This is a genomic window from Paraburkholderia dipogonis (assembly GCF_042680985.1).
In the GTDB taxonomy this organism is placed as follows: domain Bacteria; phylum Pseudomonadota; class Gammaproteobacteria; order Burkholderiales; family Burkholderiaceae; genus Paraburkholderia; species Paraburkholderia phytofirmans.
Genome location: NZ_JBHUFR010000022.1, coordinates 200,993 through 215,879, shown reverse-complemented (window position 1 = coordinate 215,879; position 14,887 = coordinate 200,993). Strand labels below are relative to the sequence as shown.

General features: G+C 61.7%; 12 protein-coding genes. All 12 read right to left on the bottom strand.

Annotation, left to right across the window (positions count from 1 at the left end):
* Positions 1 to 31 precede the first annotated feature (31 nt).
* The gene (locus ACFSNN_RS28125) at positions 32 to 760 is read right to left on the bottom strand and encodes a hypothetical protein (protein ID WP_134465033.1); all 729 of its coding nucleotides are present in this window, start codon (positions 758 to 760) and stop codon (positions 32 to 34) included.
* A 14-nt stretch (positions 761 to 774) separates the two neighbouring features.
* On the bottom strand, positions 775 to 1,404 hold the full coding sequence (locus tag ACFSNN_RS28120; RefSeq protein WP_377747586.1) for a c-type cytochrome: 630 nt from the start codon (positions 1,402 to 1,404) through the stop codon (positions 775 to 777).
* Positions 1,405 to 1,454: 50 nt separating this feature from the next.
* Positions 1,455 to 2,951 (bottom strand): flavin monoamine oxidase family protein, encoded by a 1,497-nt coding sequence (locus ACFSNN_RS28115; protein ID WP_134465036.1) that lies wholly within the window; start codon positions 2,949 to 2,951, stop codon positions 1,455 to 1,457.
* Positions 2,952 to 2,986: 35 nt separating this feature from the next.
* Positions 2,987 to 3,673: a c-type cytochrome gene (locus ACFSNN_RS28110; protein ID WP_134465037.1), complete on the bottom strand. Its 687-nt coding sequence runs from the start codon at positions 3,671 to 3,673 to the stop codon at positions 2,987 to 2,989.
* Complete coding sequence (locus tag ACFSNN_RS28105; RefSeq protein ID WP_377747585.1) at positions 3,670 to 5,166, bottom strand: flavin monoamine oxidase family protein; 1,497 nt, start codon at positions 5,164 to 5,166, stop codon at positions 3,670 to 3,672. Before ACFSNN_RS28105 ends, ACFSNN_RS28110 begins: the two co-directional genes overlap by 4 nt.
* A gap of 199 nt (positions 5,167 to 5,365) precedes the next feature.
* Complete coding sequence (locus ACFSNN_RS28100; protein WP_134465038.1) at positions 5,366 to 6,244, bottom strand: phytanoyl-CoA dioxygenase family protein; 879 nt, start codon at positions 6,242 to 6,244, stop codon at positions 5,366 to 5,368.
* Positions 6,245 to 6,357: 113 nt separating this feature from the next.
* Positions 6,358 to 7,521 (bottom strand): MFS transporter, encoded by a 1,164-nt coding sequence (locus ACFSNN_RS28095; protein ID WP_134465039.1) that lies wholly within the window; start codon positions 7,519 to 7,521, stop codon positions 6,358 to 6,360.
* Positions 7,522 to 7,681: 160 nt separating this feature from the next.
* A complete protein-coding gene (locus ACFSNN_RS28090) occupies positions 7,682 to 8,971 on the bottom strand; it encodes an acyl-CoA dehydrogenase family protein (protein WP_134465040.1) in 1,290 nt (429 codons plus the stop codon).
* Positions 8,972 to 9,012: 41 nt separating this feature from the next.
* Positions 9,013 to 10,503 (bottom strand): NAD(P)/FAD-dependent oxidoreductase, encoded by a 1,491-nt coding sequence (locus tag ACFSNN_RS28085; RefSeq protein ID WP_244323000.1) that lies wholly within the window; start codon positions 10,501 to 10,503, stop codon positions 9,013 to 9,015.
* 11 nt (positions 10,504 to 10,514) lie between these two features.
* A complete protein-coding gene (locus ACFSNN_RS28080) occupies positions 10,515 to 11,756 on the bottom strand; it encodes a thiolase family protein (protein WP_134465041.1) in 1,242 nt (413 codons plus the stop codon).
* 14 nt (positions 11,757 to 11,770) lie between these two features.
* Positions 11,771 to 13,324 carry a class I adenylate-forming enzyme family protein gene (locus ACFSNN_RS28075; RefSeq protein ID WP_134465042.1) on the bottom strand — a complete coding sequence of 518 codons (1,554 nt, stop codon included), beginning with the start codon at positions 13,322 to 13,324 and terminating at the stop codon, positions 11,771 to 11,773.
* Positions 13,325 to 13,362: 38 nt separating this feature from the next.
* On the bottom strand, positions 13,363 to 14,496 hold the full coding sequence (locus tag ACFSNN_RS28070) for a saccharopine dehydrogenase family protein (protein WP_134465043.1): 1,134 nt from the start codon (positions 14,494 to 14,496) through the stop codon (positions 13,363 to 13,365).
* Positions 14,497 to 14,887 lie beyond the last annotated feature (391 nt).

Below are 14,887 nucleotides of genomic sequence, written 5' to 3'. Positions count from 1 at the left end.
AGCCGATATAGGCGGATTTCGCACTTGTATGTCAGGCGGCTGGCGCCATCCCTGTGCCCGCGAGGGCCGGGGCGCGTTCGCGCAGTAAGCTGATACCGAAGAGAAACAGCCACAGAGGATGAATCACGAGGGTGAGCTGTAATGCCATCTCAGCGAGAGCCTGCCACCCGCTGAGATTGAGAATGAACTCAATGCCGAACACGCAAAGATCGAACGTGAGCAGACGGCCAAAGCTCCATTTCTCGGCACGCAGGAAGCGTGCTGTCCCGATTCCCCACAGCAGAAGGAACGGTGCTTCAGCATTCCAGATACCTTGTGCGGCATTCTGCAGGGTGGGCCAGATGGCTTCGGCTGCCGCCCTGGCCATGGGGTCGTTGCCAGAATGCAGCCCGGCAAGCGGTGCGAGCGTGAGATTCAGCATGCCGGCGCCAATGATCCCGAGCATGGCGTACGCGACAACCCCGGTCAGGGCAATGTCGGCCAGTGCGCCCACGCGCTGACGCATCCGCCCCCAGAGATAGCCGCCAACGGCCAGGAACGGCAGGTACCAGCCGAGGATGTCGGCCCACATCGACAATCGAAAGAGATTCTGCGACCCCGGAGTGAATCCAAGCATCGCGACGGGACGTTCGAGGACCTCGAAATCGAAATTGGCCGCGGCGGCATACAGCACCGCCATGCTCCAGGCGAGCACCGCGCCGATTACGGCCAGCCAGCCGACAAAACGGCGCGGGTCGCTCACTGTCATGTGTTGCGTCATGGTCTGACTCCCTCTTATCGGCTGGCGATGAATTGCGCCAGGTCTTCGATATCCTGTTGCGACAACGGACCGGCCATCGCCGCCATCGCCCCGGTGGCTTCACGGCGCTTGCCGTTCTTGAAGTCCGTGAGCTGCTCGACCAGGTAGTCGTAGCCTTGCCCGGCCAATCGCGGATACGCGTCCCTCCCCTCCAGTTGCTGTCCGTGGCAGGCGGCGCAATTTTTGGCCTTGGCCAGCGCTTCGCCACGCGCCACGCGCGCCGCATCGGCATGGAAGGTCGTGTTCGGCGACGGCGTCATCTGCGAGAAATGTGTCACCAGAGATTCGAACTCGCGCTCCGACAGGCTGAGCGCAAATGGCGTCATGGTCGGATCGCTGCGCTCGCCACTGGCGAATGCCTTGAGCTGCTTCCTGAGATAAGCTTGTTTCAGCCCCGCCAGGCGCGGATAGGCCTGGTTGCGCGCGTTGCCTTCGAAGCCGTGGCAGTAAATGCAGGCATCGCTGGCGCGCGGCCATGGACCGTTCACACGTGCGTTGTCGTTCGAGATCTGGTCGATCTCACTGCTCACTCGCAGCAAGCCATAGACTCCTGGTCCGTAGACAATGCCCGCGGCCACGGCGACAGCTAACAGCAGCCCGCCCAACAGGATGAACATCCGCTTGCCGCGGCTGCGATGTTTAGTTTTGCTATTCATTACACCATCCTCCCCGCCACTGCGTGCAACGCCTGCAATGCCGCCTTGTGGCCGGAACGCACCGCGCCATCCATGTAGCCCGCCCAGATTTCCGCTGTTTCCGTGCCCGACCAGATCAGCTGGCCGACAGAAGGATGCAAGGCTTCACCGTACGTGGTGAGAAAACCGGGCGGCATCGGCGAGACGCAGGTCAGCGTCCATTTATCCGCTTTGAGCCAGTCGCGCTGGTGGAACGCGATGGGATGCAGTGCTTCGTCGCCGAACGCCTCGGCATAGATGCGCGAAAGCTCGGCCTCGGCCTCCCTCGGGTCGGACGGCAGCATGCTGATGTGCACGAACGCGTTGATTACGCCGAACGAGACATCCTCCGGCGAGTTGTCGTATGCCCATAACACCGGTCCCTTCGGTTGAAAGATCCAGCCGTTCAAACCCTTGTCGCGCCAGAACGCTTTCTTGTAGACATGCGTCGTCTTGCGTCCAGGTGCGAACGCAGGCCAGCGTCGCTGCATTTCGCGGCGTTTTTCCGGCAGCGGCGGATCAAAGGCGATCTGGTTGCACAGCGTCGGCGAGAGCGCGACGATCACGTTGCGCGCACGGATCACGCCGTTCGGCGTATGAATGGCGACCGGTCCGTTCTGCCAGTGCTCGATGCGCAGCACGGGGGTCGACAGGCGGACCTTGTCGCCCAGCGCCTGTGCCATCCTGATCGACAGGATCTGCGAACCGCCCGAGAGACGGGTTTCCTGCGCACCGCCCTTGACCGCTTCGAGCCGGTCGTAATTGCATTCGGCCGAATTGACCATCGACAACCAGTGCAGGAGCGACAGTCTCGCCGGCGCAGTGCCGCCGGTGATCTCAAGGCCGGTCGACCAACCTATCTGGTCTGCCGGTGCAATGTTCTTTGCCGCCAGCCAGTCGCCGACCGACATCCCATCGAACTCGGCGGCGCGCGGCGACGTCCACGGCGCGCCGGACGGCACGCTCCTCGCCATCTCCTCGAGTTCATGCGCAATCTTCGGATCCGTGCCGAAGCCACCTTCTGTATCGACTGCGGCACGAGCGCCACCGGCCAGCATCATCGACTTGCCCTGCCAGTAGGTGGGGAACGTGCCGACACCCAGCTCGCGGGCCAGATCGGCGACCGCGGTCTGGCCCGGCCCAATCCATTGGCCGCCCGCCTCCGAGAAGTAGCCGTTGCCGAGGTCGTGGTTGAGGGTGCGTCCACCGACACGGTCGCGCGCCTCCAGTACCACGAAAGACTCGCATCCGGCACGTTTCAGGTCGCGCGCCGCGGTCAGGCCCGCCAGCCCGGCGCCGATGATCGCAACCTCGAGCACGTCGCGCTCATCGCTTGCGGCACTCGCAGCGCTGGCCAGCTTCGGCAGTACCGCTGCCGTCGCCGCCGCCGTCATCGACGCCGCCATCCCGAGAAAGCCGCGACGACTAAGCGCGGCCGCCTCCGGAGCCTCATCGCGTTTCTTTACAATATCGTCCATCTTGCATCCTGCTTAATTTGAAAAAATTGGGCGCTCTATCGGCTTGCGATGTATTGCGCAAGGTCTTCGATATCCCGTTGCGACAGCGCACCGGCGACCGCTGGCATCGCGCCGGTGGCATCGCGTCGTGCGCCGCTCTTGAAGCGTGTAAGTTGATCGACCAGGTAGTCGTGGCCCTGCCCGGCCAATCGCGGATAGACGTCTTTTCCTTCCAGCTTCTGCCCGTGGCAGACGGCGCAGTTGCTGGCCTTGACCAGCGCTTCGCCACGTGCCACGCGCGCGGCATCGGCATGGAAGGTCGTGTTCGGCAGCGGCGCCATCTTCGAGAAATACGCCACCAGTCCGTCCAGCTCGCGCTGCGACATGCTCAGCGCCATCGGCGTCATGTTCGGATCGCTGCGTTCTCCGCTGACGAATGCCACGAGCTGCTTCTTGAGATAAGGCTCCGGTTGACCCGCCAGGTGCGGATAGACCTGGCTGCCCGCATTGCCGCCGTAGCCATGACAGCCAATGCACGTTCCGCTGGGACGCGGCCATGGACCGCCGGCACGCGTGTCGTCCTGCGAGATCTGGTCGACCTGCTTGCCCAGCTGCAGCAACCGGTAGAGTCCCGGCCCGTAGACGATGGCCGCGATCACGACGACAGCTAGCAGCAGCCCACCCGGCACGATGACCATCCGCTTGCCGCGGCCGCGTGCTTTCGTTGTGGTGTTCGTCGTCATGCCGTCCTCGCACCCGCGGCTTGCAGCGCCTGCAATGCCGCCTTGTGACCGGAACGCACTGCGCCATCCATGTAGCCCGCCCAGATATCGGCCGTTTCCGTGCCCGACCAGATCAGCCGGCCGACAGACGGATGCAAGGCTTCACCGTACGTGGTGAGAAAACCAGGCGGCATTGGCGAGACGCAGGTCAGCGTCCATTGATCTGCCTTGCCCCAGTCGCGGTCGTGATACGCGAGCGGATGCAACGCTTCGTCGCCGAGCGCCTCGGCATAGATGCGCGTAAGCGTGGCCTCGGCCTCCTTCGGGTCGGATGGCAGCTGACCGGTGTGCACGAACGCGTTGATTACGCCGAACGAGAGATCTTCCGGCGAGTTGTCGTACGCCCATAACACCGGTCCCTTGATTTGAAAAATCCAGCCACTCAGCCCCCTCTCGCGCCAGAACGGCTTCTTGTAGACATGGGCCGTCTTGCGCATCGGCGCATAGGCGGGCCAGCGCCGCTGCATCTCGCGGCGTTTTTCCGGCAGCGGCGGATCGAAGGCGATCTGGTTGCACAGCGGCGGCGAGAGCGCGACGATCACGTTGCGCGCACGGATCACGCCGTTCAGGGTATGAATGGCGACCGGTCCGTTCTGCCAGTGCTCGATGCGCTGCACGGGGGTCGACAGGCGGACCTTGTCGCCCAGCGCCTGCGCCATCCTGATCGACAGGATCTGCGAACCGCCCGAGAGACGGGCCTGCTGCGCGCCAGCGCTGGTGCCTTCGAGCCGCTCGTACTTGCAATCGGCTGAGTTGATCATCGAGAGGTAGTACAGGAGCGATAGTTTCGTTGGCAAAGTGCCGCTCGTCAGCCGGCAGCTCGCTTCCCAATCGATCTGGTTCTCCGGTGCGACGTTCTTGTTCGCCAGCCAGTCGCCGACCGACAGCGCATCCAACTCGGCCGCGCGCGGCGACGTCCACGGCGCCCCCGACGGCACGCCCCTCGCCATCTCCTCGAGTTCGCGCTGCGACTTCGGATCCGTGCCGGGTACGCCACCGAGCTCGATCGCGGCGCGTGCGCCACCGGCCAGCATCATGGACTTGCCCTGCCAGTAGGTGAGAAACGTGCCGACACCGAGCTCGCGGGCCAGATCGGAGACCGCGGTCTGGCCCGGCCCAATCCATTGGCCGCCCGCTTCCGAGAAGTAGCCGTTGCCGAGATCGTGGTTGAGGGTGCGTCCACCGACACGGTCACGCGCCTCCAGCACCACGAAAGACTCGCATCCGGCACGTTTCAGGTCACGCGCCGCGGTCAGGCCCGCCAGCCCGGCGCCGATGATCGCAACCTCGAGCACGTCGCGCTCATCGCTTGCGGCACTCGCAGCGCTGGCCAGCTTCGGCAGTACCGCTGCCGTTGCTGCGGCCGCCGCCGACGCGGCCACACCTAGAAAGCCGCGACGAGTGAGCGCGGCCGCCTCCGGCGCCTCGTCGCGTTTCTTTGCACCATCGTCCATCTTGTCTCCTGCCTAACCTGAAAAATTGGCGCTCTAGCGGCTTGTGACGTATTGCGCAAGGTCTTCGATATCCTGTTGCGACAGCGCACCGGCGACCACCGGCATCACGCCAGCGACATCAATGTGTGCACCGCTCCTGAGGCGGTTGAGCTGATCTCGCGGACACGCGCAGCCCGTGGAAAGGACCGGCGCACTGCAGTTAGTCAAAGTGACCGACCTCCACAAAGTCGTCCTCCTTGAGCAACGCATGCGGGTCAGACATCAGCCCGTTGCGTTCGACAAATCCCGCATAGGTCGTGCTACATGACCAACCAAGCAGCCTCTGCATTTCCTCAGGGAAGCGCTTGACTCGCTCGATAGGCAAAGTCAGGTAATGGTTTTCTTCCTGTCGCAAGATCGCGAGGTCATATGACATGGTCAGTCCCGTGCGCGGTGCATTGCTACGGTTCTGACCTCCTCCGTGATATGTCGAACCAATGAATATCAGTGCATCGCCAGCGGCCATCGAGGTCGGGATCGCCTCCTCTTGCGTTGGCATGCGTTCGTCATCCCACTTGTGGCTCCCAGGGATGACCAGCGTCCCACCTTTCTCTTCGGAAAACTCGGTGATGGCGATCATGATCTGCACGCGAGCCTCCCGGTTGTATCCGGGGTGCCGCCAAAGCCAGACCGAATCATCACGATGCAAGGGTTGCACGCCCTGACCTGGAAGAATCTGAATGGCCTGCGTAACGCCCACCTGAATATCGGGGGCCACCTCGACCTGGTTCTCGCCGCTCCAGACCTTGATGGGCGTCTGCAGAATCAGGCGCGCCGTTTCAAGAAATAGAGGGTTCAGCGCGACGTCAACCATATGGTCAGTTCGCGCAAACAGGCGTGACAGCCTGCGCGTTTGTGCACCCGCGAAGTACTCGTCCACCCCGTTGGGGGTAGTCTCAAGCATAGGAAGAAGATCCTTCCTTAAGTTCTCGAGCAGGCTTGGGCTGAGGAACCCCTTTACGATCGCGCCACCGTCTTCTTTGATGACGGACGCAAATTCCTCAGGCGTGGCTGAATTGGGGAGACGTTTAACCGACATGGTTTACCTCACGGTGATATTAATGACTGAACAACTGCAAACCCGACCTGATCATCTTCGGATCGAAAGTCATCCTAAATTTTTATTTGACACTGGGCTCGTACCGGGATTGTTCATGCAACTACGGCACGCTGGGCGTCCTTCCAAAACCTGAGCGCACTCAATACCAGGCTCAGGCTGATCACAGATATTCCGGCCGCCGCAAACCCGATGAATAGCAGTCCGCCCTGAGAGTAAACAAGGCTACCGATTGCCGGCCCCGCTGCCGCACCGAGGTTGATAACCGCACCACCGACAACGGCACTTCTACCCGTTTCGTCCAACTCCGCGAGAAGACCCTGAAAATACGGGAACAGAAATGTTCCTACGGCCGAAGAAATGATGATCGATGGGATGTACATCCAGCTTGACACGAGCTCGTATATCCCGAGAACACCCACAATAAACAGGACCATGCCAATCGTTATCGGTGTCCGATATCCCGCACGCATTCCGAGGCGCGTTGCAATAGCTGCAGCCGGAATCTGGCAAAGCGCAAGAACGGTGAAGGTGGTCGTCATGCCGCTGACGGACAGATGGACGACTTGTGCTGCCAGCTCCGAAAACATCCAGCTGATTGCTTGCGAGACGTACAGCCCAAAAGTAGCGATCAAGACATGCACCACGCCTCGGGGCATCCGATTCGAACGCATGCCCCCGCTGCGAGACTGCCGTGGCATCCTGGCACGAGGCACGCCAGGAGTAAAAGAGCCAAGAATGACAATGATCCCCAGTTCAACGACCTCATACGCCTTCGGTCCGATCAGGCTGCTCGCCGCTGGCACACAATACATAAGCACAGCGAACATCAGCCCCATACTCATGGCTATCCGCGCATAGGTCTTTTCCGGTTCGCTGAATAATGCGGGCAGCGCGTTGCCTGCTGCCGTGACGGCACCAAGCCCAGCGCCAATGACGAGTTCCGCAGAAACATAAACTGCCAGACCGTCAGACACAATGGCGATAACCGCACCGATGGCTGCTACGCAAACCCCGACCATTGCGAGTAGCCGCTTGTCCCGTGCCTCGATGGAGCGCCCGGCAATCACGGCAACTAACGCGACCATCAACAGTTCGGCCGCCGGAACCCACCCAGCAACGGACTCGCTCAATCCAAATCTGCTGGTGAGGCTCGCAATCTGGTACGGGAGACCATAAAACACCAGGTAGCCCAAGGGAGCTACGCCAAGTATGGAAAAGTACTCTCTACGACCTAACCGGTGATGTGCGTTGTCCATGAGACTGATCTCGGATCTTTCATTTGTGAACGGATGCCATCGACTGAAAAAAGATCGATGGACAACCCTGACCGGGCAATAAAACCATTCGCGCGTTACGCGACCGGTAATGGACGCCGCGGCATCTCACGCGGCGACGTCCCGCACCTGCTCCCGACACTCACTCTTTTATCCAGCCGTTTTGGTACAACTGGCTTGCCAGACCGCCCAGCCGTGCCGTGAGGATGTAGTTCTCACCGTCTTCGATCAACGCAGACCGGACATCGCGAAAGATCTTTTCGATCGGATACTCGCGCGTGGTCCCGTTGCCGCCAAAGAGCTGGAACGCTTCGTGCGCGATCTTCATAGCCTCTTCCGTGACGCTGACTTTGGCCTGCGCACTCGCGTAGGGATGGGTCTGCGGCGACATCCGCGCGAACGCGAGGCTGCGGCGAGCAACGGCACGCGCCATTTCCAGCCGGCGCAGCATCTCACCCAGGCGCAGTTGCGTCATCTGATGCTCGATGAGGAAGCCCCCGCCCTGCTTGCGTTCGTGGCAATAGGCCAGCGCCAGTTCAAATGCAGCGCGAGCGGCACCGGTGAATGCCTGGCACATACCCACTCCGGCGTGCGACCACATCGCAGCCAGGTTGCCGAGGAATTCATCCTTCAGCGCAATGGCGAAGCGCTTCGGCACCTTGACGTTGTCGAAAAATATCTCGCCCTGCGGCAGTGCACGCTGGCCGATCTTGTCCAAGGGCTTGCCGCGCGAAATGCCTGGCAGATCGAGCGGAATGATCAGCCCGATGCCGTTGGTCTGGGTGCCGTTTTCACCGGTGCGATAGAAGCCGTCACCGTAATCTGCCGCCATGTAGGCGAGCGCGACCTGCGCCACCGAGCCGTTCGACACCCACGACGAGTACTGCCCGTTGATGACGATTTCGTCGGCGCCCACCTTCGCGGTGATGTTCCCCACCGGCTGCTTGCCGTGCGCAATGATTTCCTCACGGTAGAACGTCACGGCATCAGAACCGCGGTCGGGCTGTGTACTCGCCCAGCAGCCGATCTTGCCCGTACACATGTCGATCAGTTCCTGGTTACCGACCGACTGAGCCATCATCAGCGGCGTACCCGCAACGCCAATCGAACAGGCGAGGCCCGAGTCGCCCCACCCGAGCTCCTCACCGATAATCGATTCGATACGCACGCCCATTTCGGGAGGAAACTGAGCGATCAGTTGCGGATCGAGTCCGAGCTTCGCGGCCTCGACCATGGCCGTCCAGTACGGGGACCCGGCGGCAATCACGTCCTCCGGGGCCATCCGGTCGAGCTCCCGGCCGATCGGGCGCATTACGTCTCGCGCGAAACGATGGACGGTGTTTTGAATCGCGCGTTCTTCTTCACTCAACGGTGTCTCGAAACCAGTCGGCCAGATCGACGGCAACTCCAGGTTTTTCTTCAGGCGAATCATGTTGTGCTCCTCCTTTGTTTTTGCTGATAAAGCGCTCGCATTCAGATTGCAACGCCACGCACCTTGCGGTTCACCCGATCGTCCAATGCGTTCGCTGCGACCAGCATTCCATTGATAAGGCACCACCGGAATGGCTCATGCGGTAGTGAGGGCGTGTCGTGGTGCAGAGCTGTAAGCAGCGGCGGCTCCGTACCGCCAATCTGCTGGGCAATCATGTGACCCACCATGGATTGACTTGCTACGCCGTGCCCCGAACATCCGGCGGTGTAGTAAATGTTCTGGTTCGCCCCAGTGGTGCCGACCACGGGAAGCGCATCGCCGGCGCTGCTGATATAGCCGCTCCAGCAGTGCCGCAACGCGACGTCCTTCAATATCGGCAAGCGCTCATGAAGGCCCATCCTCAACTCACGATACTGATCGTAGGCGGGCACATTCGGCGTCTCCGACCCGTATGGATAGTGGATACGCTTGACGGTCGAGATGATCGTGTTGCGCGCCGTCAGGCGGAAGCTTTCCATGCTCCAGTGGCCGGTCACGATGCCTTCGCGCCTTGGCCAACCCAGCGACGCCAGTTGCTCTTTGGACAGCGGTTCGGTTTCGATCGCCGAGATCCGCAAGGGCACCACCTTCTTTGCGAGCAGACCGAGTTGCGGGGTGTAGGCATTGGTGGCAAATATCAGCACCGGGGCGCTGACGCTGCCGCGCGGGGTTGTCACCTGGACGACCCGGCCTTCGGTGTAGGACAGCAGCGGCGTGTTCTCGTAAAGCTTCACGCCAGCCCGGAGCGCCGCGCGCCGCAACCCCATCACGTATTTACCGGGGTGGAGCGTGCCGCCAATCGGTGTGTATTCGCCAAACAGAAACGCTGATGGGATGCCGCGCGCGCGCATCTGCGCCTGATCCAGAAACTCCGACTCGTGGCCGCATTCGGCACCGAACTGCATATCCTTGCGGATCTTCTTTTCCTGCGCCGGATGGACGCCCGCACGGATCCACCCGGTCTGGAGGTATTCGCAGTCGATATCGTGTTCCTTGAGCCGGCCTTCGACAAAGCCGACGGCGTCGTCGTAGAAGCGGACGATCTGTGTCGCGCGTTCCTTGCTGATGCCCTTGAGCATGAGGTCGTATTCGAGCGCCATGGCGCCGGCCAGATAACCCGCGTTGCGCCCGCTTGCACCAAAGCCCGGAAACTCACGTTCGATGACAACCACTTTCGCGCCCTGCCTGGCAAGTTCCAGTGCCGCGGAAAGGCCTGCGAAACCCGCACCGGCAATCACCACATCCGCGCTGACGTCGCCCTCGAGAGCGGGTTGCATGTCATCGGGCTTTTCCACCCAGCCACCCAGCGCACGATACTTTTCCAGGTCGGCTCGCTCTTTGCCGTCCTCAACCAGTTTCGTGCGCGGACTTTGCGTCGCCGCCCCGACTGGCACCGCAACGGGTGCGGCTGCCGCGCCTTTCACCACATCGCGCCGGGCCATTGCCGCCCCCTCAGCCCGCTCTTCCTGCTTTGTGTCGAGATCCATGCTCATTTCAGTCTCCCTCAATTCCTGCTCAAGATGTGTACGGCAAGCGCGCCTTCTTCAATGCCGAGAAAGCCGCCGCCGTTTTCCTGAATGGCATGGCGCGCGCCCGGCACTTGACGCGAACCCGCCTCGCCACGCAACTGCATGGTCAGTTCGTAGAGCTGACCAATGCCGGTCGCGCCCAACGGATGTCCTTTCGATTCGAGGCCGCCAGACGTATTGATGGGGATGCGCCCGCCGATCGTAAAATCGCCGCGCTCAGCAGCGGGGCCGCCTTGGCCGCGTGGCACCAGACCCAGGTTTTCGGCCTGAACGATCTCTCCCATCGCCGATGCGTCGTGCACCTCGGCAACGTGCATGTCTTGCGGGCCCAGCCCGGCCTGCTCGTAAGCCTGCAGTGCGGCAAGGCGTCCGATGTTCTTTTCCGGCTCGTCGATGCCCCGATGCGTGAAGCTGCGGATTACGCTTGCCGCGACGCGGACGCAACGCTTGCGGTCCGCACCGATGCGCCGCAGTCCCGCTTCTGTGCAGAGGATCACCGCCGCCGCGCCGTCCGAGATCGGCGCGCACATCGGCAGCGTGATCGGATAGGTGATCGGCGCCGCCGCAAGCACCTCGTCGATCGTGAAAGGCTTGCGGAACTGCGAGTACGGGTTGTGCACCGAGTGCCCGTGGTTCTTCGCCGAGACGGCAGCGATCTGGCGCTGTGTCGTGCCGTACGTCTTCATGTGATACCGGCACAGTGCGGCATAAACCGACATGAAGCGGCTGTATGGCAACTCTGATTCAGAGCCGGGTGGCGGCTCGATGCCCTCGCCCAGCTTCATCAGACTCGCGAAGTTCTCCTCGACACGTGACACATCCCATCCGCCCTCGAACAGAGCGAAGGCCTTCGCCTTGTCTGGAACGTTCATCTTCTCCGCGCCGATCGCCAGAGCCACGTCACATACGCCGGCTTTCAGACTTTGTATTGCGAGGTGCGCAGCGGTGCTGCCGGAGGCGCAGGCATTCTCGACATTGAACATCGGGATGCCTTCCAGCCCGATCTTGCTGAACACCACCTGACCTGGGATTCCAATCTGCCCCTGGAGTGGGCCATTCGTCATGCCGGCGTAGTAAGCAGTGCCGATCGCGTCAGCGCTGCAGCCGGCGTCCTGCAGCGCGCCTCGCAGCGCCTCGCCTGCAAGGTCGTCGATGCTGCGTTCGAGGTGCCGGCCGAATACCGTCATGGCGATACCGGCAATGTAGATGTTGGTCATGGCTGTCGCCCGGCTCAGATCTTGCGTTGCATGCCTTGCCAGTACTGCTCGCGCAAGTCCTTTTTCAATACCTTGCCGACCGTACTGCGCGGCAGCGCGGCGACGAACTCCACGCTCTTCGGCGCCCTGACCGAGCCGAGTTTCTCCTTGCACAGCGCGACAAGTTCCTCCTCGCTCACGCTCTGTCCGGCATTGAGTTCCACGACCGCCTTCACGGCTTCGCCCCACTTCTCGTCGGGCACGCCGACCACCGCGCAGTCCTGCACCGCTGGATGCGCCCAAATCACCTGTTCAACTTCGCTTGGATACACGTTGAAGCCGCCGCTGATGATCATGTCCTTCTTGCGGTCGGTGATGTGAAGATATCCTTCGGTGTCCAGATGACCAATGTCGCCGGTGTGCAGCCAGCCATCGATGATCGTCTCCGCGGTCTTGTCCGGCGCCTTGTGATAACCCTTCATGATGAGGTCGCCACGCACGCAGATCTCGCCTGTCTCGCCTTGTGGCAACACTTCGCGCTGGTCGTTCATGATCTCTACCCGGATCAGCGGATTCGGACGACCGACCGAGGAGAGCCGTTCGTCGGGCGCGATTTTTCCGTCGACAAAATGCTCTGCCGGCGTCATGCTGGAAATCGAAGCTGCGGCTTCCGTCTGCCCGTACCCTCCGGCCATGACGGGACCGAACACCTCGATCGCACGCTTGAGCTTTTCCACCGACATAGGCGCGGCGCCGTAGAGAAAGAACTTCACCGATGAGAAATCCTGCTTCTCTATGCCCGGAATATCGAGCAAGCGATAGATGACTGTCGGCGGCAGGAAGAATTCAGTGACCCGGTGCTTTGCGATGGCTTCGAGCAGCAGCACAGGATCGGGCTTCGACAGCACGACCACCGTGCCGCCGCGTGCGGTACAAGGCAGCGACAACATCCCCGCGGTATGCGTCATCGGTGCCGCGGCAAGATTCACGGGGCGCTGCGTGCCATACGGAAACGCGATCATGAACTGCGCGAAGAAAGTCTGAAACGCGCGGTGCGAATTCATCACGCCCTTCGGTGCGCCCGTCGTGCCACCGGTGGCCGACAGCATGACGATATCGTCCATGTCGTAATCGACGGCCGGCATGGACGCCGGCTGGCCTGCGCTCCACGTTGCAAGCGACGGTGCCCACGGCAACTCGGCATCGATGCACACCCAGAGCTTCACCTTCGGCAAGCTGGCACGCAATTCTTCGATGATCGGCGCGAAGGCCTGCGTGAAGAACAGTGCCTCGCAGTCGAAGGCGTCGAGCACGTACTGGTTCTCGGCAGGTGCGTTGCGCCCGTTGACGGGGATATACACCATGCCGGCGCGCCACATGCCGAGCGCGCAACCCCAGCCGGTCACGTCGTTATCCGACCACACCGCTGCCTTCGCTTCCTTCTCGAACCCGGCAGCGAGCAGCCCATTGGCGACGCGGCACGAAAGCTCGCCAATCTCCTGGAACGAGAAACTGCGCTCGCCCTGGATATACGCGATGCCGTGCGGATTGATGCGCCATCCACGGTCGAAAAAATCAATGATTGCCATGTGCGTATGCCTTTGGATCCATACCAGGTCGATGACGGTTACAACTGCGAGATCGTGGCGCGCGCCAGCCCGCGCTGCTCGAGGAAACCGAGCAGGTGACGGTGCCCAAACGCCTTGGAGCCGGATGCGAAACCGACCTTGGCCGTGTCGCCGTCGATAAGCTTGATGGCGCCGGCAACCTGAAGCGCCCCGGTCGCGATATACGGCGTGATGCCGTGCACGGTCGCACGCACTGCCGCGAGCTGGCCGCGTCCGATCGCAAAATCGACAGTGCGATGCAGCGACGTGCGCTCGCGCGGCGGCATGGACGGCGTGGTCGAATCGACGATCTGCTTGAGGACGACATCCTGTTGCTCGCGCGGCAGGTTCGCGTACTCCGCCTCCCACTTCTGGCCTAGTGCATGCACCGTCTGCATCACGTTGTTGTCGTAGAAGCCCACGCACGAAACGCAACTACGCACGCGCGGATCGCTCTCGAAGTACACCGGCAGCGACGTGCCGCTCCACGGCAGCGCGAACACCGGTTGCATGAAGTCAGGCGAGGAGATATTGAACGAAGCGTGCTTGTCATGCGAGACCAGCTTCTTTTCCCACAGGTAGCATGCTTCCTGACGATAGGTATCGAAGATGGTTGCCGTGGACCCCACGCTCACGCCGGCTCCGCCGCCACGGGGGCCGCGCGCCAGAGTCGCCGTCTCCAGCGCATCGACGCCGGGCGCCTCGAGAGCCAGTTCGGCGGCGATTTCCGCGAACGAGTACATGTACGCAATCGACGGCGACACCAGCAGCCCAGCCTGCCGGTACAACTCGCCATACCCATCGCGCACCGCTCGGACATGGCTCTGCTCGCCGGAAGTGTCGAGATAGTGGCAGCCGGCCTTGAGCGCCGCTTCGACGGCAACGAGCCCGAAATTGGTGAACGGCCCAACGGTGTTGCACACCACCTTCGCGCCGCTGAAAGCCTCGATGAGCGAATCGACATCGTGATCCGCTTCGATGAGCTCGTAGTTCGCCGATTCGAGGCGTACGACGCGCTGCGCCATCATCTCCTTCGCCCGGCCGGCGTTGCGCGCCACAGCAGTGAACGGGATGTTCTGATCGATCAGCCAGTCCATGATCAACATGCCGGTGTAACCGCTTGCGCCATAGACGACGACGGGGTGCTTTGCCATGGTTATCTCCTGATTCTTGGGTTGTTAAAGGTTGGGTCAATCACACGTGGCTCGATGTACGCTCGCGGTGTCGACCATTCACAATACATATCTCTGGCCTATCACTTACGTTTCATTGGCCTAATAGTAACGGCGAGATGGCCTATAATCAAGGAAGCAACAGGTAGGGGAAACACCAACTCAACCCGGCGCAGACGGTGTTGGATCGAGTCGGATTGACCAGCTGCGGCGCCGTGTGGCGAGACAGCAGCCAGGCGTTCAGGTACAGGGGCGCAACCATTTTCCACCTGATACCCTTAGCTGGAGAGCATGGGACAAAGGCAGGGTCCGTCTCCAGGCCGCTCGAGTCAGAGCTGGAGGTGAATGCCTTGTCCACTCACGTTTTGACCGT